Source organism: Pseudonocardia kunmingensis (genome assembly GCF_006716445.1).
Classification (GTDB): domain Bacteria; phylum Actinomycetota; class Actinomycetes; order Mycobacteriales; family Pseudonocardiaceae; genus Pseudonocardia; species Pseudonocardia kunmingensis.
On record NZ_VFPA01000003.1, the window covers coordinates 791,203 to 808,231 of the forward strand.

The following is a 17,029-nucleotide window of genomic DNA, read 5'->3' on the forward strand; positions in this document are numbered from 1 at the left end:
GTCGCCGCAGCGCGTGGTGAGACCCGGTGCGCCGATCATCGCCACCTCCCTGACCGAGAGGTAGGTTACCTGACCGATCGGTCAGAGGCGGAGGGCTGCTATAGCGTGCCTCGAACCGCGTGACCGGAGGAGTCGATGCTGGGATGACGCCAGGACGATCGATGCCGACGCAGGACGACGTGCTCGGGTACTTCGACACGCTGTCGAACTGGGGGCGGTGGGGTGACGACGACGAGCTCGGCACGCTGAACCACATCACCGACGACGTCCGGCTGGCGGCGTCGCGGGCCGTGCGCCACGGCAGGAGCGTGTCGTGCGCCTGGGAGATCGCCGTGCCGGGTGAGATGGAACGGTCGACGACGGCGTGCCCGTGCGCGGCCGAGATGCCGGGCGCCGAGAACATGCCTGCCGCGTTCCACGCCGACCGGCGCTGGGGCTTCTCGTCCGAGCGGCTCGGCATCTCGTTCCACGGCAACACCGTCACCCACGTCGACTCGCCCTGCCACCTCTTCTGGGACGGCACGATGTACAACGGGCGCTCGCACTCGCTGGTCGACCCCGCCACGGGATCGGCGTGGGCGGCCGTCACGGCGGCGGCGAGCGGGATCGTCACGCGTGGTGTCCTGCTGGACGTCGCGCGGGTCCGCGACGTGCCGTGGTTGGAACCGGGGCAGGGAGTGTTCCCCGACGATCTCGAGGAGGCCGAGCGTCGCCAGGGTGTGCGGGTGCGGCCCGGCGATGCCGTGCTGCTGCGGACCGGCCACGGCCGCGTCCGCCACGAGGCCGGTGTGGCGCACGGCTTCACGCAGACCGGCTGGCACGCGTCCTGCCTGCCGTGGCTGCACGAACGGGAGGTCGCGCTGATCGGCTCCGACACGCCCCAGGACGTCCAGCCGTCGGGGTACGACGACGTGTTGATGCCGGTTCACGCCGTGGGCCTCGTCGCGATGGGCCTGTGGCTGCTCGACAACTGCGACCTCGAGGTGTGCGCGACCACCGCCGCCGAGCTCGGCCAGTGGGACTTCCAGCTCGCCGTTGCGCCGGTCCGCTTCGCCGGCACGTCCGGCAGCCCGGTCAACCCGATCGCCACGTTCTGACCGGCTCACCCGTCGATGGTCGCGACCCCGGTCCTGAGGGCGTGGAGGACGAGCTGGACGCGGTCGCGGGAGCGGGTCTTCGCGAGTTGGCGATGTGCGTCTTGACCGTGGGCATGAACAGCCAGAGGCGGTCGCAGATCTCGGAGTTCGTGAGCCCTTCGGCGACGAGTGTGAGCACGTCGCGTTCCCGCGCGGTGAGGTCGGCGGGCGGGTCACCTCCTGGCTCCCGTGCCTGCTCATTGCCGGGTGGCCTGCGGCGGTAGCTCGCGAAGAGCCGGCGGGTGGGCCCGGTGAGAGGACGGCGTCGCCGCGGTGGACGGTGCGGATGGCCTCGATGAGCGGGGTGGGCGGCGTGTTCTTCAGGAGGAACCCGGCGGCGCCGGCCTCGACGGCGGTGCGTACGTACTCGGCAGCGTCGAACCTGGTGAGGACGACGATCCGGCTGGGCGTGCCACCGGCGACGAGCTGCCGGGTGACGGCGAGCCCGTCGGTGCCCGGCATCTGGATGTCGAGCAGGAGCACGTCGGGTTGCACACGCCGGTGTCGGCGGATCGCGTCCGCGCCGTCGACGGCCTGCCAGAGGATTCGCATGTCGGGCTGGGCGTCGAGGACCATCGCGAGCCCGGCGGCGAAGAGGGGCTCGTCGTCGGCGAGTCCGGGTCATGATTGCCGGTTTCGGTTGCTCATGGTCGTGGACACAGCCATCAGCACCCGATACCGCAGATCATGGCCCGTTGCCGACCGCGGGCGGCCGGGTGCGCAGAACAGCCGACGACGTGGGTGGGCGGCGGTGCCACCGGCTTGATCAGCGTCTGCGGTCGCAGAGACGCAGCGGTGCGGTTCTGGCGCCGCGTACGCCGATCACGTCGCCCGGACACCCGACCTGCCGGTGCCTCGCCGGGCCGGCCGGCGCGAGCGCTCATCGTCAGGATCGCGACCTGGCGTCCACCGGTGGCTCACGGTGACGACGACGCCCGCGCCGTTCAGCGCGCTCCGGCCACCCCGGGGCCGTCGGCAGGCCGCATGCGCATCGCTGCCCCCTGACCGCTCAGCCGGCCCGGACGATCGGCCAGAACGCGAGGTGACGCTCACCCACACGGGTCGCGGAGGAGCCCACTAAGCTCGTGGCCACGGCCGCCTGCGGCCGCCCGCCCTCGTAGCTCAGCTGGATAGAGCAAGAGCCTTCTAATCTCTAGGTCGCAGGTTCGAGTCCTGCCGGGGGCACGCAGGTCAGAGCATTGCGCGGCGCTTGATCAAGAGCCTCGTGGCGCTACGTGGTGCGAGCCTCTCGACCGTCGATGTATGACCGCCGCCACATGGCCCTGACGGCGCGCCCGCGGGAGGAGCGAGGTCCTGCCCGCGCCTGCGCGCCTGGCAGGACGCCGGCGTGTGTGGGACCGCCTGCACCGACCCGTGCTCGACGAGCTGTCCGACGCCGCCGTGCTGGACCGACGGCCCGCCCTTGGCCACGCACCGCCCGCCTGTGGGCCCGGCGCAACGGACCGCGAGGTCCGTCGGGGAGACTGGGGCCAGTGCCCGCCCTCCCGACCTGGAGCCTTCGATGCCGCAGGGAACCGTCCGTTGGTTCGACGCCGAACGGGGTTTCGGCTTCCTCGCGCCCGAGGACGGCTCGCCGGACGTGTTCGTGCACGCATCCGAGATCGTCGGGGACGGCGGCGCGAAAGTGCTCCGCGAGGGCCAGGCCGTCGAGTTCGAGGTCGGCGAGAACGACCGCGGTCCCCAGGCGTTGCGCGTTCGCGTCACCGCCGACGCGGCCACCGGCAGCGCCGTGGGCCTGCTCGGCACCGTCAACTGGTACGAGCCGGGCAAGGGGTACGGCTTCGCGTCGCCCGACGGCGGCGGCGCCGACATCTTCGTGCACAGCTCCGCCATCGTGACCGGCGGCGTGGTCACCGAGGGGCAGCGGGTGGCCTTCCTGGTCGTCGAGGGCGAGCGCGGCCCGCAGGCCGCGCACGTGATCCCGCTGGGAGCGGGGGCAGGCCTACCCGCTGCGGCCGGCACCGCGGACGGAGCCGACGGCACGGTGGCCTGGTACGACGAGGACAAGGGATTCGGCTTCATCAACCCCGACTCCGGCGCCGGGGACGTCTTCGTTCACGCCCGGGCCCTGGCCGAGGGGCTGACGTGGCTCACGGAGGGCGACCGCGTCGCCTACGAGGTGGCTAGTGGAGACAAGGGCCCGCAGGCCCGCGACGTGCACCTGGTCCGGGGCGCCGAGCCCCAGACGGCGCCGCAGCGGTCGGCACCTGCCGCGGCCGCAGGGCCGCCGACGCGGGACGTGCCCGCACGAGGTGGCGAGGGCGTCGTCGCGCGCTACGACGGCGACCGCGGCTTCGGTTTCATCACCCCGGACGCAGGCGGCGACGATCTCTTCGTCCACGTGTCCGTGATCATGGGGTCGGAGCCGCTGCAGAAGGGTGACCGGGTCCGGTACGCGGTGCGTCAGAGCGACCGGGGCCCGCAGGCCGACCGCGTCGAACGCCTCTGAAGAGGCGGCCCCACCGACGGCTGATCACTTCCCGACGAGAGTGCTCGTTCATCCCCGTCGACGGTGCCGTCAGCAACGCGGCTGGCAGCCCGCCCCAGGAGATCGATCTCCCTCGTGGTGACGGGGGCCCGTGTCGATCGACCTCCGCTGCTCCACCGAGAGTCACTGGAACGCACGGTGCGCAAGGGCAGCTCTCCTGGACTGCGAGCAACAATGCGTTCGGGGCCGCAGTCAAGGGGCAGGTCGGCACGAGGGCGCGCATCGTGCTCGTCGGCGAGGCCGGCTCCGCGCTCGATCCCGAGAACGAAGCCGCCGTCTCACGGGCCATCGCCAACGTCGGAGAGAACCCCGACCGGCCCGCCACCCTCGGATCACACCCTTCGCCGGTCCTCCACGCCCGCGCGGCGGCCGTCGCGCGGCATGCAACTCGCCATCCGGTTGCAGGCTCCGGTTGTGGTCCGTCATGCCGTTGACGGATGGGGAGGCGCCGATGTGACCGCTGCCGTCGGAGCCTGTTGCCGATTGCGGTCGCGCGCGGTGGGACGGCTGGCTTAAGGGCTCCGGAAGCAGGATTCGCATGACGAACGGCACTTTCGTCGGCTAGGTACCGACGAGAGTGCCGTTCGTCCGGATGGGAGCCTGCAGGCGTCGCAGGCTCGCCTCCTCGAGGGCAGGCGGCCGGTAGCTCTGGTCGAGGACGCCGACGTCGGTACCGGGCGGGACGATCTCGTCGATGCGGTCGAGCACGTCGTCGGAGAGGGTGACCTCCACGCCGGCGAGCAGGTCGTCGAGGTGCTGCTCGGTCCGCGCCCCGAGGAGCGCGCAGGTGACGCCGGGGTGGGCGGTGGTGAACGCCATCGCGAGGTGGGTCATGGGCAGGCCCGCCTCGGCGGCGAGGGGCACGAGCTCCTCGACCACCGCGAGGCGGCGCTCGTCGGTGAGGTGCCGGACCAGCCCGGCGCGCTTCAGGTCGTTGTGGTCGCGACGGACGCGGCCGGTGAGCAGCCCCTGCCCGAGTGGGCCCCAGACCAGGGTGCCCATGCCGAACCGCTGGGTGGTGGGCAGGACCTCGCGCTCGATGCCGCGGTTGAGGATCGAGTAGACGGGCTGCTCGGTGTGGAACCCCGCGAGGCCGCGCCGTTGCGCCACCCACTGCGCCTCGACGATGGCGGGGGCGGGCGTCCCGGAGGCGCCGATCGCGCGGACCTTCCCGCTGCGGACCAGGTCCGTCAGCGCGGCGAGGGTCTCCTCGACGTCGGTGGAGGGGTCGGGACGGTGCAGCTGGTAGAGGTCGATGTGATCGGTCCGCAGCCGCCGCAGCGAGTTCTCGACGGCCGTGACGATCCAGCGTCGCGAGGCCCCCTGGTGGTTGGGGTCCTGCCCGGTGGGGCGGCCGAACTTGGTGGCGAGCACGACGCCGTCCCGGCGCCCCTCCAACGCTCTGCCGACCACCTCCTCGGAGTCGCCGTAGGCGTCGGCGGTGTCGATGACGTTGATGCCGGCGTCGAGCGCCTTGTGGATGACCCGGGCCGAGTCCGCGGGGTCGTTGCCCATGGAGGTCGCGAACATCAGCGCGCCGAGCGCGTAGGGACTGACCTGGATCCCGGTCCGTCCGAGGGTGCGGTACCGCATGGGAGCTCTCCCCTTCGTGCTGGTCGGCGCGGCCGGAGTGCCGTACCGTAAGCGGAATAGCTTTCCGGAACTATACGGAAGAGCTTTCCGGTTACGCAAGCGGAGGTGTTACCACGGTGACCCGGCACCCTGCACCCCGTCGGCCCCGCGCCGACGCGCGACGCAACGTCGACGCCCTACTCGAGGCCGCACGGACCGTCTTCGACACCGCGGGCGTGGACGCCCCGGCGAAGGTGATCACCGACCTGGCCGGCGTCGGGGTCGGCACGCTGTACCGGCACTTCCCGCAGCGCTCGGATTTGGTGAAGGCCGTGGTGCAGAGCGGGATCGACGCCGTCGCCGACGCCGGCCCGGAACTGGCGGCCACCTGCACACCGGCGGATGCGCTGAGGCGGTGGGTCGACCGCTACACCGAACTGCTCGGCACCAAACGCGGACTCGCCTCGGCCCTGCACTCGGGCGACCCGGCGTTCGCCGGACTGCCCGACTACTTCGTGCAACGGCTCGGCCCCACCCTCTCCGCACTGCTCGACGCCGCCGCAGCCGCGGGCGCGATCCGCGACGACATCGACGCCGAGGACCTCCTGCACGCGATCGCCCAGCTGTGCCAGCCCGTGCCCGGACGGGGCTGCGAGCAGGGCCGGCGGATCGTCGGCGTACTGGTCGACGGCCTGTTCGCGCCCTGAGCGGCCAACCTCCAGATTTCTGCAACAGCGAGGTTGCACGTGAAGCAGCCGTGTGCAATCCTCTGGTTGCAGGAAACTCGAGGAGGAAGCCGTGAACAACACCACCACGTACACCCAGCCGGAGCTGGACGAGCTCGACCGCATCGCCCGACAGATCGACATCGACGCCCCGGCCGAGCGGGTGTGGCAGCTGGTCACCCGGCCCGGCTGGTACATCAACGACGGCGTGGTCGAGGCCGAGCCGGACCTGCGCTACGAGGGCGAGGTGGCCGTGGTGCGCCACCCGTCGCTCGGCGAGTTCCGGTTCCGCACGGTGGAGCTGGACGAGCCGCGCTACGCCGCGTTCCGCTGGATCGGGACCCCGTCCCGCGGCGAGTCGACGGGCTCCACGCTGGTCGAGTTCTGGATCGACGAGCGTGCGGGCGGCGTGACCCTCCGCGTCGTCGAGACCGGGTTCTCCGGCCTCGCCGAGGACCCCGCCGTGTGGCTGAAGGAGCGCGAGGGCAACGACAAGGGCTGGCTGACCGAGCTCGAGGCCGCGAAGGCGTTCGTCGAGGAGGACGCGGCCGTCCCGACGACGCAGCCGTGACCGCCGCCCTTCCCACCGTGTGCGCCGCGCTCGGTGACACGACGCGCTGGGAGATCCTCACCCGCCTCGGCGAGGGCCCGATGTCGGCGTCCGCGCTGGCCAAGGTGCTGCCGGTGAGCCGTCAGGCGATCGGCAAGCACCTGGAGGTGCTGCGCGAGGTCGGGCTGGTCGAGTCCGAGCAGCGCGGTCGCGAGGTCGTCTACGTCGCGGTCGGGGCCCGGCTGGGCGCGCTGGCCCGGGAGCTCGAGCGGATCGGCCGCTCCTGGGAGACGCGCCTGCTGCGGATCAAGGAACTGGCCGAGGAGCCCGATCCGCATCCCTCCACCCGGCCCTGACCGGCGGTGCGCCTCGGGTTGTGCTGGTGCGGCCCGAGGCGCACCGCTCGTACGGTGCCGGTATGGGATTCCCCGAGGCCGGCGTCGCCACCCCGCGCGTCGCCGCCGGAGCGCTCTTCGTCGACGACCGGGGCCGCGTACTGCTGGTGCACCCGACCTACAAGGACACCTGGGAGGTCCCCGGCGGCTGCGTCGAGCCCGGCGAGTCCCCGGCCGCGGCGTGCCGCCGCGAGCTCCGCGAGGAACTGGACCTCGATCGCGTGCCGCAACGCCTCATCGCCGTCGACTGGGCGCCCAACGACCGCGACGGCGACAAGCTGCTGTTCCTGTTCGACTGTGGGCCGCTCGGAGCCGACGAGGGTCGTATCGCCGTCGACGGCGAGGAGATCGACCGCTGGCAGTGGGTGGACCCGGACGATTTCGACGACCACCTGATCCCCCGCCTGTCCCGGCGCATCCGGTCCGCACTCCGGTCCATTGCCGACGACACCGTCTACCTCGAGCACGGCGACCCGCCATGACGCGTCGCACACATCCCGACAACCCCGCACACATGCCAGGACGTGTGTGCCAGGTGCGGGAGGTGTGTGCGACCGTCCGGTCCACGGATACCGGCGGGCGAAACACGGGAACGGCGCCGGGCCCGAAGGCCCGACGCCGTTCCGGTCGATCCCGACAGATCAGTCGTCGATCTCGGCGCTGTCGCCCGCGTCGCCTGCCGCCTTGCAGGAGTCGTCGATCGTGTTGTCGCCGGAGTTCTCGCTCTCGGACTCCGACTCGCCACCGATCAGGCCGCTCGCCGCGCCCGACAGCTCGGCGAGGACGGTGGTGCCGTTGAGCGGCACCTGGACGCCCAGGACGTTCACCGGCACGTGGTTGCCACAGGCGTTGACCGGAGCGGTGACGTTGTTGCCGCCCAGGTTGAGCAGGCCGCCGCTGGCCGAGCCGTCGATGCTGTTGACGTCCTCGACCTTCGTCTTGCTGCCGTGGTCGTCGTCGCCGTCACCGGCGAAGGCGAGCGGGCTCACCGCGAGCAGACCAGCAGCGGCCGCGGCCACAACGATTCCAGCCTTCTTCAGCACAGTTCATCTCCTGTCGAGGGATCGGGGTCGACCGGAGCCGATTCCCTTCAGAGTCAGCGCGTACGAACGGGGAGCTTCGCTGACTACGGAAAAGGTATCCAGCGCCACCGCGGCGAGACAAACCGACTACTCCTATCGTGTGTGTCGATTACTCCGCGATTGGTTACGCCTTCTTTCGAGAATGCTGCACCCCGGCCCCGCCGCCGATCTCGGCCACGGCCACCACCGAGCGTGACGATCCATCACCCGGACGGGAGCGCGCCGTCACGGACGCCGAGGGGCGCGTCGGCCCCCGGTGGCGTGATGCGCGCGTCGACGACACGTGTTCGCCGGCTCGATCACACGGAGGCCGGCGGTTGCGCGCACCCCAGGTCCCCGCGACCGCACTCCTGAAGGGCGATCGCCAGGAGTGGTGTCACGGCGACAGATCTGTCGCCCTCACACCACTCCTGCTGATCATGGCCGGTCGATACCGAATATTGTGTCCGGGCGGGCGGCCGTCCCCGACGTGGCCCAGGCCTGTGGGGACGAGAACGTTTCGCGTGACGAACGGCACGTTCGTCGGCTAGGTACCGACGAGAGTGCCGTTCGTCCGGACGGCCGTCCCGGTCCCTGGTCGACGACCTCCTCGTCGGGCCGGGGCAGGACGCGGCCTCGTAGGTCGCCGCGCGCTCGCGCCGTCGCTCGAATCCCATCACGCCTCCGGTACTGGCACCGACCCGCTCGACGCGAGGAACGGAACCTGTGCGGCGGCTGTGCGTCGCCTGTCAGCGCGACAGCAGGTCCCACCGGTTCCCGGCGACGTCGAGGAAGACCGCCACCCGCCCGTACGGTTCGTCGCGGGGCTCGGTCAGGAACTCGACGCCGGCGGCGCGCATTCGGCTGTGCGCCGCGTCGAAGTCGCTCACCTCGAGGAAGAACCCGACGCGGCCGGCCACCTGGTTCCCCACGGCCGCATCCTGCTCCGGGCCGTCGGCGCGGGCGAGCAGGAGGCCGGTCCCGGCACCCGGCGGCCGGACGACCACCCACCGCTTCGGGCGCCCGTCGTCCGTCGACGCCGGGGAGTCCTCGGCGAGGTCGAAGCCGAGCGCGTCGACGAAGAAGCGGATCGCCTCGTCGTAGTCCCGGACGACGATCGTGACGAGCTGCAGGAACGCCGTGCCACCCATCGTGCTGCGCTCACTCCCCCCGGCTCAGCGCCACCCAGCCCAGCCGCTCGCGCTGCGCCTTCGGCAGCCGGGCGACCACGAGGTCGTAGGAGTCCTCGATAATCTCCCGCACCAGGTCGTCGGGCACCGAACCGTCGAGCAGGACGGTGTTCCAGTGCCGCTTGTTCAGGTGGTACCCCGCGGTGACCGCCGGATGGCTCATCCGCAGCTGCACGGCCAGGTCCGGGTCGCACTTGAGGCTCACCCGCAGCGGGAGACCGTCGAGCCGGCCCAAGGCGAAGATCTTGCCCGCCACCTTGAACACGCTGGTCGACTCGTCGAACGGGAACTCCTCGCCCGCACCCGCGAACGCCAGGCAGGCCGCTCTCAGCTCCTCCGGGGTCACGCGGGTCACGCTAGCGCCCCCGTCCGACACCGGCGGGCATACGCTGCGGCGTCGTGGCCTTCCCCGTGGGCGCGACCGTCACCCGCGCCGAGCTCGCCGCCGACCCGCACCCCGCACTGGCCCGGCTGCGCGCCACCGAGCCGGTGTCGTGGGTCCCCGAGCTCGGCTGCTGGCTGGTGACCGGCCGGGACGCGGCCCTGCAGGTCCTGCGGGACGCGCGCACGTTCACCGTCGACGATCCCCGCTTCTCCACCGCGCAGGTGGTGGGGCCGAGCATGCTGTCGCTCGACGGGCCGGCGCACGCGGCCGCGCGCAAGCCGTTCGCAGGCCCGTTCCGGCCCGCCCAGGTGGCGCAGCGCTTCGCGCCGCGGATCACGGCGCACGCCGAGGAGCTGGTGGCCGCGATGGCGCCGGCGGGTCACGCCGAGCTGCGCGCCGCGTTCGCCGGGCCGCTCGCGGTCCGCGTCGTGGCCGAGGCGCTGGGCCTCCCCGAGATCGACACCGCCACCGTCCTGCGGTGGTACTCGACGTTCGTCTCCGCGGTGTCCGAGGTGACGGCCGGCGGCGCGGTGCCGCCGGCGGCACCGGCGGCGTTCGACGCGCTCGCCCGGCAGGTGCACGCCGGGCTCGACGGCGACTCACTGCTCGCCGAGGCGGTGGCCGCGGGCCTGGAGACCGGCGCCGTCGTCTCCAACGCGGCGGTCCTGCTGTTCGGCGGCATCGAGACCACCGAGGGCATGATCCTCAACCTGCTCTGGCACCTGCTGCGCCGTCCCGAACGGCTCGCCGAGGTGCGGGCCGATCCCGGGCTGCTGCCGAACGCCGTGGAGGAGTCGCTGCGGCTCGAACCCGCGGCCTCCGTCGTCGACCGCTACGCGACCACCGACACCACTCTCGGCGGCGCACCGATCCGCGGCGGCGACCCGGTGACGGTGTCGCTGGCCGCGGCCAACCGCGATCCCGCGACGTTCCCCGACCCCGACGCCTTCGACCCGCACCGCGTCAACGCCCGCCAGCACCTCGCCTTCGCCCACGGCCCGCACTTCTGCCCCGCGATGGACCTGGCCCGGCTCGAGACGGTGATCGGCGTGCGGACCGTGCTCTCCGCCCTGCCGGACCTCGCGCTCGACGACCGGCAGCCGGTCGCCCCGTCGGGCCTGGTCTTCCGCAAGCCGCAGGCGCTGCACGCCCGATGGGCTTAAAACCGTAACTCGTACGATACGAGATTCGTATTATACTGCGAGCATGTCACAACGAGCATCCGCGCAGAGCTACCGTCGAACGGTCAACAGGATCAACAAGGTCGTCACCGGCCTCCAGCGCATCGGCATCGCGTTCGGGCCGATGGAGCTGCTGACCGTCACGGGGCGGCGCAGCGGCCGACCCCGCACCTTCCCGATCGCCGTGCTCCCGTTGTCCGGGCGCCGCTACATCGTGCAGGCCTTCCCGAACGCCGCATGGGTGGCCAACGTGCGCGCGGCCGGCACCGTCACGCTGACGAGGGGCCGTCGCGCGTCCGTCGCACGACTGGTCGAGGTGCCGGTGGAGGAGCGGCGCCCCCTGCTCCGCGAGGTCGTGGAAACCCAGCCGCGCAGCGCCGCCGAGCGCTACGTGACCACCGGGCTCGCGGCGGCCCCGACGGCCGAGGCGGTCGCCGCCGCCGCCGAACGGATCGCGGTGTTCCGCGTCGAACCGGCCTGACCGGGGCGCCGACGCCGGTCAGGCCTCCGACGCCAGGTCGTCCGTGGCGTGCCGGCCGGCGTCGGCGGTGCGGTCGAGGAAGTCGGCGATGACCCGCAGCTCGTCGGTGCTGTACTCGCTCAGGATGTCGGCCATCGCGGTGTTCATCCCCGCCAGCAGGCCGAACAGCTCGTTGTTGCGATCGCGCAGGGCCCGGACGAGCACCGCGCGCCGGTTGCCGGGGTCCCGTTCCCGCACCACCCACCCGCCGCGTTCGAGGCGGTCGAGAACGCCGGTGACCGTGGCCGGGTGCAGCGCGGCGCGGCGCGCCAGCACGCTCGGGGTCAACGGCCCCTCGTTGTGGACGAGGTTGAAGCACTCCAGGTCGGCGTCCTTGAGCTCCAGACGGCCGCCGACCCGGCGGTTGAGCAACGCGAGCTGGAGCGCCGCCTCGTTGAGCGATCGCCGCACCGACGCCTGCAGGGGCCCCCGCCGCAGCTCGACGCCATCGTCCTCGGAAGATTCTGCCTTCATACAGTCCGACTTTCGCCGTCTACGGATCCGGGCCTGCAGGGTAGTCGGCGTCCCGACGCGCGGGACCTCGCCGCCCACCCCGCAGGCTCCGGCGACCGTCAGCCGCCCACCACGCGCTGCGGCGAACCGGCGGCGCCCCGTGGCGCGACCGGGCGCCGCGCGAGCAGGACCAGTACGACGACGATCGCGGGGACGAGGAGCGCGATCGCGGCCACGAGGACGCCCGGCGGAACGGCCGGCGCCACCCCTCCACGGCCGACGGCCACCGCCCCGGCGAGCGCGGCCAGCAGCGCCGTCTCGGCGACGCAGACCCACTCGCAGGCGCGCACGTGGAACCCGGCGGCCATGAGCGAGACGACGGCGATCCCGATCGCGGCGAGCGGTGTCGTCCACCCGAGCGCCCCGAGCAGCGACGGCAGCACCAGCGCGAGCGCTCCGGCGACCTCGGACACGCCGATGACGACCGTGAGCCCACGGGGGATGCCGTCGAACCCGTCCCACCGGTCGAGACCGCGCCCGACCACCTTGGGAAGGCCGGCGGCGAGGAAGAAGAGCGCGAGCAATCCCTGCGCGACCCACAGCGTCAGATCGAGCACGACGGCCTCCTGTGTCCGGCGCCGCGCAGCGGCGACCGCTCACCGGTGACGGATGCCGCCGCGGCGAGGCATCCGAGCGCGAGCACGGCGGCTCCCGTACGCACGACGTGGGAGAGCTGCCACAGGTCCCGCGTGCTCGTCCAGTCGCCCGGGGGCATCTGCACGGACCACGCCAGCTGTTCGGCGTTGATGGGGAGGTTGACCAGCGAGGACAGGGCGAAGACCAGCACGAGCAGGACGAGTGCCGTGCGTGCGGGCCATGAGGCGCGCCCCCTCCGCCGCTCCACGACCACGAGGAACGCCGTGGCGACCAGCGCCGGCAGCAGGGTGGCGGACGCGAGGACGTCCCACCCGATGAGCTCGATGTGCCGCACCTGCGTGTACACCGAGGCGTCGAAGCGGCGCAGGGGCAGTTCGAGGACGAGGACCGCGACGAGGAACCCCGCGAAGAGACCCCCGAAGAGCAGGCTCGCGAAGCGCGCCACCCGCGCGGCGGCGGACGCCGTGATCACGGGTTTGCGAGTGGCCATGCGGCGTCCGAACAGCGCGGACGCCGCCGCGAGGACGAGAGCGACGAACATCGCCTGTGCTCCGGTCGCTCGATCAGCTCTGGCCCGGGGCGGCGTGCGGGATCAGGTCGACGGGCAGGCGGTCAGGGGTCGCGGTGACTCCGGAGATCGACATCATGGTGGGTCCTCTCGTGGGCGGGCAGCCCGAGTAGCCGAGACTCGTACAATACGAAACTCATACTATACGAACCTCGCAGCACACGCTCCCCGCCGATCGACCCGGAACGTCAGCCGCTCAGCTCCTGCAACGCTCGCTGTGCGGCGTCCAGCTCGGCCCGCAGCCGCTCCACCCGCTCGAGCTGGCGCAGGCGCGCCGCCTCGAGCGACGACTCGATCGCCTCCGCGACCTCCGACGGCAGCGCGCGGGCCGCCTTGGCGACGTCACCCGCCTGCACCGGGGTGGCGCGCACGGTGCGCTTCTTGCCGGTCATGACCTCGACCGTCCACTCCCCGTCGGGAGAGGCGTTCAGGGTGACGGTGACCTCGGCCGGGCGCGGCGTGCGACCGGCACGGGGCCGCTCCGGAGGCCTCTCCCCCGCTGCCGATGTCGCCGAGGGCGCCGCCGTGGACGCCGCCGTGGACGCCGCCGACGCGCGGGTCGTGCGCCGGTCCGGCTCGGCCCTCGCGGCCGGCGCGGGCTCCGCGCGGCTCGCCTGCTCCGCCTTCCGGGCCGGCGACGGGGGCGCGGACGGCTCCGCCCGGTTCGCCGGGGCCGGGCGCTTCGCCTGCTCCGGGCCCTTGTCGGCGCCCGCGCGGGCGCGCTTGCGCGGCGGGCGCGTGCGGGTGAGCTCGCCGGGCGAGCAGAACATCGTGTCGCGCGAGCCCGCGGGGCGGACCTGGAGGAAATCCCCCTCGGCCGCATCATCGATCGCGACCAGCTTCGCCGAGCCGCCGGCCGGGACGCCGACCGCGGCCGGGGTGAACCAGACCGTGACCGGCGTGCCCGCCGCCAGTTCGGCGCGCGCTGCCGCCAGGTCCTGTTCCGACAGCGGATCCGGTGCGGCCATCGCTTGTGACTCCCCCTCAGCTCGAGTGGGCTGCATTGTGCCCGGACGCACCGACAGAACGGACCAGGGCTCGTGCGCCTGCCGATCGGGGCGCGCCGCACCCGTCCGGGCGCACCCGGCGCCGCGCCCCGTGAACATCCGCGGTCGATCGGGTACGCAGTGTGCGTGAGCGATCAGGAGAAGGTGCTGGTGCCCGCACTGATCGGGTTGGAGGTGGGCGACGCGCACGAGCTCGCCTTCGCGGCGCGGGTCGTCGCGGTCGCCGCCGATCCCGCCACCCCCCTCCCGACCGCGGGGGTCGTCACCGCGCAGGACCCGAGCGCAGGTACGCGCGTCGACCCCGCAGCCACGGTGGCCATCGCCGTGGACGCCGGTCCCGCCGACGGCGGCGGGGACGGCGGCGGAGGCGGTGGCGGCAGGCCGCTCCCGACGCCGCCACCCGGACCGCGCGACCCCGCGGGCACGAAGCCGGTCGGCTAGTCGGTGCCCGCCCGGTTCACATCGTGGTGATCACCGCGAAGTCGACCTCGTCGGCCACCGCGAGGTGCACGCGCTGCCGCACGTGCCCGTCGCGCACGTGCATGACCCCGCGCGGCCCGTCGTAGCCGACCGAGTCGGCCACGGCCATCATCCGGTCCACGCTCGTCGAGCCCGCCCGGTGCGACAGCGCGAAGAGCGTGCGGATGCCCTCGTAGCAGGACTCGGCGGCGTTGTTCAGCGGCGGCGCGTGCTGCCCGAAGCGGTGGACGTAGCGCCCCACCAGGTCCATGGAGCCCGCGGTGGTCAGGGAGCGGAAGTAGGACGCGGCGACGTACAGGCCATCGGTGGCGTCCGGGCCGCTGGCCAGGAGCATGTTCTCCTCCATCAGCGGGCTGAACCGCACGATCCGCTCCTGCAGGCCGCAGCGGGCGAAGCAGCGGTTGAAGCGCACGGCGTCCTGCCCCACGAGCAGCATCAGCACCGCCTCCGCCCCGCTGCGGGCGACGCGCTCGACCGCGGCCGGGACGTCCCCCGCCCCGAGCGGCAGGTACTGCTCGTCCAGCAGCGTCAGCTCCAGGGCGGCCGCGTAGGCGCGGACGGCTCGGCTCGACCGCCGCGGCCAGACGTAGTCGTTGCCGACGATCGCCCAGCGGCGCAGCCCGAGCTGGTCGCGCAGCCAGCGCAGCGCGGGTGCCACCTGGTCGGCGGGCGTCTCCCCGGAGCAGAAGACGCCGGGGCGGTGCTCGCCGCCCTCGTACAGCGACGTGTAGACGTACGGGACCCGCGCCGCGATCGCCGGGACCACGGCCTCGCGGACCGCGGAGATGTGCCAGCCGGTGACGGCGTCCACCAGGCCGTCGTCGACCAGGCGCTCGATCTGCCGGGCGATCGTGGCGGCCGGCGCGCCGCCGTCCACGACCACCAGTTCCACCGGGCGGCCGAGCAGCCCGGTGCCGCTGTTGAGCTCCGCCGCGGCGAGCTCGGCGACCGCCTCGCAGGAGGCGCCGAACAGGCCCGCCGGGCCCTGCAGCGGGATGACCAGCGCCACCCGGAACGGACGCGCGCTGCCACGCGGCCGGGCCGGCGCATCCCGGAGATCGCTGACGAGCATGTCCCCCCTCTCGAGGTGACGCGCGGAACGGCTACTTTCACATGGAAGCACTAGGTTGGGTAGGGGTGCCGACGAACATTCGGGGGATGGTGTGACGACCACCGAGGACGACGGCCCGGTCGGGCCGTCCCTGCTGCTGGACCGCGCCGCGGGGCGGGTGTCCTCGGCCGTGCAGAAGGTGCTACGCGACAGCGGCGTCACGCTCGAGAAGTGGCGCATCCTCGACCTGCTCGCCGAGCGCGAGGGCATGACGATGAGCGAGATCGCGAGCGCCGTGGTCGTCACCGGGCCCACGCTCACCCGCATCGTCGACGACCTGGCGACGAAGGCGCTGGTGCACCGCGAGGTCGACGTGCACGACCGCCGCCGCGTGCTGGTGCACCTCACGCCGCGTGGACAGCGCCTGCGCCGGTCCCTGCGCCCCGCGGTCGTCGAGGCCGAGGCCGCGGCGCTCTCCGCCCTCACCGATGACCAGCGCAGCACGCTCTCGGCCCTGCTCACCCGGCTGACCGGCACCGCCGCGGCCGATCCGACCAGCGCCTGACCCCCCGAACGCCCGCTGCCGCGGTGCCCATGGCCGCTTGACTTTCCCTTCCACATGGATAAGTTCCAGATGGAAGCATTGGAGGTCCACCGTGGTCACCTACCAGTACCGCTGCCCCGCCTGCGGCGACGTCGACGTCCGCCGACCCATGGGCGAGGCGAGCACTCAGCTGTCCTGCCCCCGCTGCGGCGCCGGCGCGCGTCGCGTCTTCACCGGTCCGCACACCCGGCTCGTGGCGCCGGGCCTGGTCGCCGCCCTCGACACCGCCGGCGCCAGCGCGGAGAACCCGCAGCTGGTCACGTCGGTCCCCACGGCCGCGGGCCCGCCCCGGCGCCCGGCCCACCCGCTGCACGCCCGACTCCCGCGCCCCTAGAGATGGGCGGCGTCTGAGATGGGTAGCGTCGGGCTGCTCTACGTCGGCGCGGTGCTGTTCGTCAACGGGCTGCTGCTGCTCGGCGTCGTCGACGGGCGCGCGGCGGCACCGATCAACCTGTTCGTCGGCGGGCTGCAGGTCGTCACGCCCACCTACCTGATCATCGCCGCGGACGGCGACGCGCGTGCCATCTCGCTGGCTGCGGGGCTCTACCTGTTCGGCTTCACCTACCTCTGGGTCGGCGTCAACGCGCTCACCGGCTGGCCCCAGGCCGGGCTCGGGTGGTTCTCGCTGTTCGTGGCGCTGTGCGCGGTCGGGTTCGCGGTCCACTCGGTCGTCGGCCTCGGCGACCGCACGTTCGGCGCCATCTGGTTGTTCTGGTCGTTCCTGTGGTTGCTGTTCTTCCTCGTGCTGGGCCTCGGGATCGACCGGCTCGCCCGCTTCACCGGCTGGGTCACCCTCGTCGAGGCGTTCGGCACCGCGGCCGTGCCCGGGTTCCTGCTGATCACCGGCGTGTGGACCGACTCCACCGCCCTGGCGCTCAGCTACCTCGCCGTCGGTGTCCTGCTCTTCGGCGGGCTCTGGCTCGCCGCAGGCCGCCGTCCCACGTCGTCCTCGTCCCCCCACCCCGCCTGACCAGGAGGAGATCGT

21 protein-coding genes, 1 tRNA gene and 2 pseudogenes are annotated in these 17,029 nt (G+C 72.8%); 13 read left to right on the forward strand and 11 right to left on the reverse strand.

Annotated elements, in window-relative coordinates; translation table 11 throughout:
- The first annotated feature begins 161 nt into the window (after window positions 1-161).
- Window positions 162-1,097, forward strand: coding sequence for a cyclase family protein (locus FB558_RS26610; protein WP_142057933.1), 936 nt, complete (start codon window positions 162-164; stop codon window positions 1,095-1,097).
- Here the strand turns inward: FB558_RS26610 and FB558_RS44765 are convergent.
- Together FB558_RS44765 and FB558_RS44770 are read right to left on the reverse strand one after the other, a co-directional pair.
- Window positions 1,075-1,284 (reverse strand): annotated as a pseudogene (locus FB558_RS44765) (LuxR C-terminal-related transcriptional regulator); the annotation flags it as partial. The gene FB558_RS26610 and the pseudogene FB558_RS44765 overlap by 23 nt on opposite strands.
- 194 nt (window positions 1,285-1,478) lie before the next feature.
- Window positions 1,479-1,712: pseudogene (locus FB558_RS44770) on the reverse strand (response regulator); the annotation flags it as partial.
- Window positions 1,713-2,247: 535 nt separating this feature from the next.
- Between FB558_RS44770 and FB558_RS26620 the strand changes: the two are divergent.
- Together FB558_RS26620 and FB558_RS45785 are read left to right on the forward strand one after the other, a co-directional pair.
- Window positions 2,248-2,321 (forward strand) — tRNA-Arg (locus FB558_RS26620).
- Window positions 2,322-2,658: 337 nt separating this feature from the next.
- Complete coding sequence (locus FB558_RS45785) at window positions 2,659-3,606, forward strand: cold-shock protein (RefSeq protein ID WP_142057935.1); 948 nt, start codon at window positions 2,659-2,661, stop codon at window positions 3,604-3,606.
- 600 nt (window positions 3,607-4,206) lie between these two features.
- Here the strand turns inward: FB558_RS45785 and FB558_RS26630 are convergent.
- The gene (locus FB558_RS26630) at window positions 4,207-5,238 is read right to left on the reverse strand and encodes an aldo/keto reductase (protein ID WP_142057937.1); all 1,032 of its coding nucleotides are present in this window, start codon (window positions 5,236-5,238) and stop codon (window positions 4,207-4,209) included.
- Window positions 5,239-5,354: 116 nt separating this feature from the next.
- Here FB558_RS26630 and FB558_RS26635 point away from each other — a divergent pair, with 116 nt between their 5' ends.
- The 4 genes from FB558_RS26635 to FB558_RS26650 all read left to right on the forward strand — a co-directional run bounded on the left by FB558_RS26635 (window position 5,355) and on the right by FB558_RS26650 (window position 7,369).
- Entirely contained in the window at window positions 5,355-5,924 is a 570-nt protein-coding gene (locus FB558_RS26635) for a TetR/AcrR family transcriptional regulator (RefSeq protein ID WP_142057939.1), read from the forward strand.
- Between the two features lie 91 nt (window positions 5,925-6,015).
- Window positions 6,016-6,513, forward strand: a complete 498-nt coding sequence (locus tag FB558_RS26640) for an SRPBCC domain-containing protein (protein WP_170231536.1) — start codon at window positions 6,016-6,018, stop codon at window positions 6,511-6,513.
- Window positions 6,510-6,848: an ArsR/SmtB family transcription factor gene (locus FB558_RS26645; protein ID WP_142057941.1), complete on the forward strand. Its 339-nt coding sequence runs from the start codon at window positions 6,510-6,512 to the stop codon at window positions 6,846-6,848. The genes FB558_RS26640 and FB558_RS26645 overlap by 4 nt, the downstream gene beginning before the upstream one ends.
- Before the next feature lie 62 nt (window positions 6,849-6,910).
- The gene (locus FB558_RS26650; RefSeq protein ID WP_142057943.1) at window positions 6,911-7,369 is read left to right on the forward strand and encodes an NUDIX domain-containing protein; all 459 of its coding nucleotides are present in this window, start codon (window positions 6,911-6,913) and stop codon (window positions 7,367-7,369) included.
- Window positions 7,370-7,528: 159 nt separating this feature from the next.
- On the opposite strand, the gene FB558_RS26655 is transcribed toward FB558_RS26650, so the two are convergent.
- The 3 genes from FB558_RS26655 to FB558_RS26665 all read right to left on the reverse strand — a co-directional run bounded on the left by FB558_RS26655 (window position 7,529) and on the right by FB558_RS26665 (window position 9,484).
- Window positions 7,529-7,930 (reverse strand): hypothetical protein, encoded by a 402-nt coding sequence (locus tag FB558_RS26655; protein WP_142057945.1) that lies wholly within the window; start codon window positions 7,928-7,930, stop codon window positions 7,529-7,531.
- A gap of 767 nt (window positions 7,931-8,697) precedes the next feature.
- The gene (locus FB558_RS26660) at window positions 8,698-9,099 is read right to left on the reverse strand and encodes a VOC family protein (RefSeq protein WP_142057946.1); all 402 of its coding nucleotides are present in this window, start codon (window positions 9,097-9,099) and stop codon (window positions 8,698-8,700) included.
- A gap of 10 nt (window positions 9,100-9,109) precedes the next feature.
- The gene (locus FB558_RS26665) at window positions 9,110-9,484 is read right to left on the reverse strand and encodes an MmcQ/YjbR family DNA-binding protein (protein WP_142057948.1); all 375 of its coding nucleotides are present in this window, start codon (window positions 9,482-9,484) and stop codon (window positions 9,110-9,112) included.
- A 53-nt stretch (window positions 9,485-9,537) separates the two neighbouring features.
- Between FB558_RS26665 and FB558_RS26670 the strand changes: the two genes are divergently transcribed.
- A complete protein-coding gene (locus FB558_RS26670) occupies window positions 9,538-10,686 on the forward strand; it encodes a cytochrome P450 (RefSeq protein ID WP_211366859.1) in 1,149 nt (382 codons plus the stop codon).
- Between the two features lie 43 nt (window positions 10,687-10,729).
- Window positions 10,730-11,185: a nitroreductase family deazaflavin-dependent oxidoreductase gene (locus tag FB558_RS26675; protein WP_142057951.1), complete on the forward strand. Its 456-nt coding sequence runs from the start codon at window positions 10,730-10,732 to the stop codon at window positions 11,183-11,185.
- Between the two features lie 18 nt (window positions 11,186-11,203).
- Here the strand turns inward: FB558_RS26675 and FB558_RS26680 are convergent, their stop codons facing one another.
- The 4 genes from FB558_RS26680 to FB558_RS26695 form a co-directional block, all read right to left on the reverse strand.
- Window positions 11,204-11,698, reverse strand: coding sequence for a MarR family transcriptional regulator (locus FB558_RS26680; RefSeq protein ID WP_142057953.1), 495 nt, complete (start codon window positions 11,696-11,698; stop codon window positions 11,204-11,206).
- Between the two features lie 98 nt (window positions 11,699-11,796).
- Window positions 11,797-12,294 carry a DoxX family protein gene (locus FB558_RS26685; RefSeq protein WP_142057955.1) on the reverse strand — a complete coding sequence of 166 codons (498 nt, stop codon included), beginning with the start codon at window positions 12,292-12,294 and terminating at the stop codon, window positions 11,797-11,799.
- Complete coding sequence (locus FB558_RS26690) at window positions 12,282-12,875, reverse strand: anthrone oxygenase family protein (RefSeq protein WP_211366860.1); 594 nt, start codon at window positions 12,873-12,875, stop codon at window positions 12,282-12,284. The genes FB558_RS26685 and FB558_RS26690 overlap by 13 nt, the downstream gene beginning before the upstream one ends.
- A gap of 215 nt (window positions 12,876-13,090) precedes the next feature.
- Window positions 13,091-13,870 carry a DUF6319 family protein gene (locus FB558_RS26695; protein WP_142057957.1) on the reverse strand — a complete coding sequence of 260 codons (780 nt, stop codon included), beginning with the start codon at window positions 13,868-13,870 and terminating at the stop codon, window positions 13,091-13,093.
- 165 nt (window positions 13,871-14,035) lie between these two features.
- On the opposite strand from FB558_RS26695, the gene FB558_RS26700 reads away from it, so the two are divergent.
- Window positions 14,036-14,350 (forward strand): PASTA domain-containing protein, encoded by a 315-nt coding sequence (locus FB558_RS26700; RefSeq protein ID WP_170231537.1) that lies wholly within the window; start codon window positions 14,036-14,038, stop codon window positions 14,348-14,350.
- 16 nt (window positions 14,351-14,366) lie between these two features.
- Here FB558_RS26700 and FB558_RS26705 read toward each other — a convergent pair whose 3' ends face one another.
- Window positions 14,367-15,461, reverse strand: coding sequence for a substrate-binding domain-containing protein (locus FB558_RS26705; protein WP_142057961.1), 1,095 nt, complete (start codon window positions 15,459-15,461; stop codon window positions 14,367-14,369).
- A 91-nt stretch (window positions 15,462-15,552) separates the two neighbouring features.
- On the opposite strand from FB558_RS26705, the gene FB558_RS26710 reads away from it, so the two are divergent.
- The 3 genes from FB558_RS26710 (at window position 15,553) to FB558_RS26720 (ending at window position 17,014) form a co-directional block, all read left to right on the forward strand.
- Entirely contained in the window at window positions 15,553-16,005 is a 453-nt protein-coding gene (locus FB558_RS26710) for a MarR family winged helix-turn-helix transcriptional regulator (RefSeq protein ID WP_170231538.1), read from the forward strand.
- Between the two features lie 91 nt (window positions 16,006-16,096).
- Window positions 16,097-16,378 (forward strand): FmdB family zinc ribbon protein, encoded by a 282-nt coding sequence (locus FB558_RS26715; RefSeq protein ID WP_142057964.1) that lies wholly within the window; start codon window positions 16,097-16,099, stop codon window positions 16,376-16,378.
- A gap of 18 nt (window positions 16,379-16,396) precedes the next feature.
- A complete protein-coding gene (locus FB558_RS26720) occupies window positions 16,397-17,014 on the forward strand; it encodes an AmiS/UreI family transporter (RefSeq protein WP_142057966.1) in 618 nt (205 codons plus the stop codon).
- Window positions 17,015-17,029 lie beyond the last annotated feature (15 nt).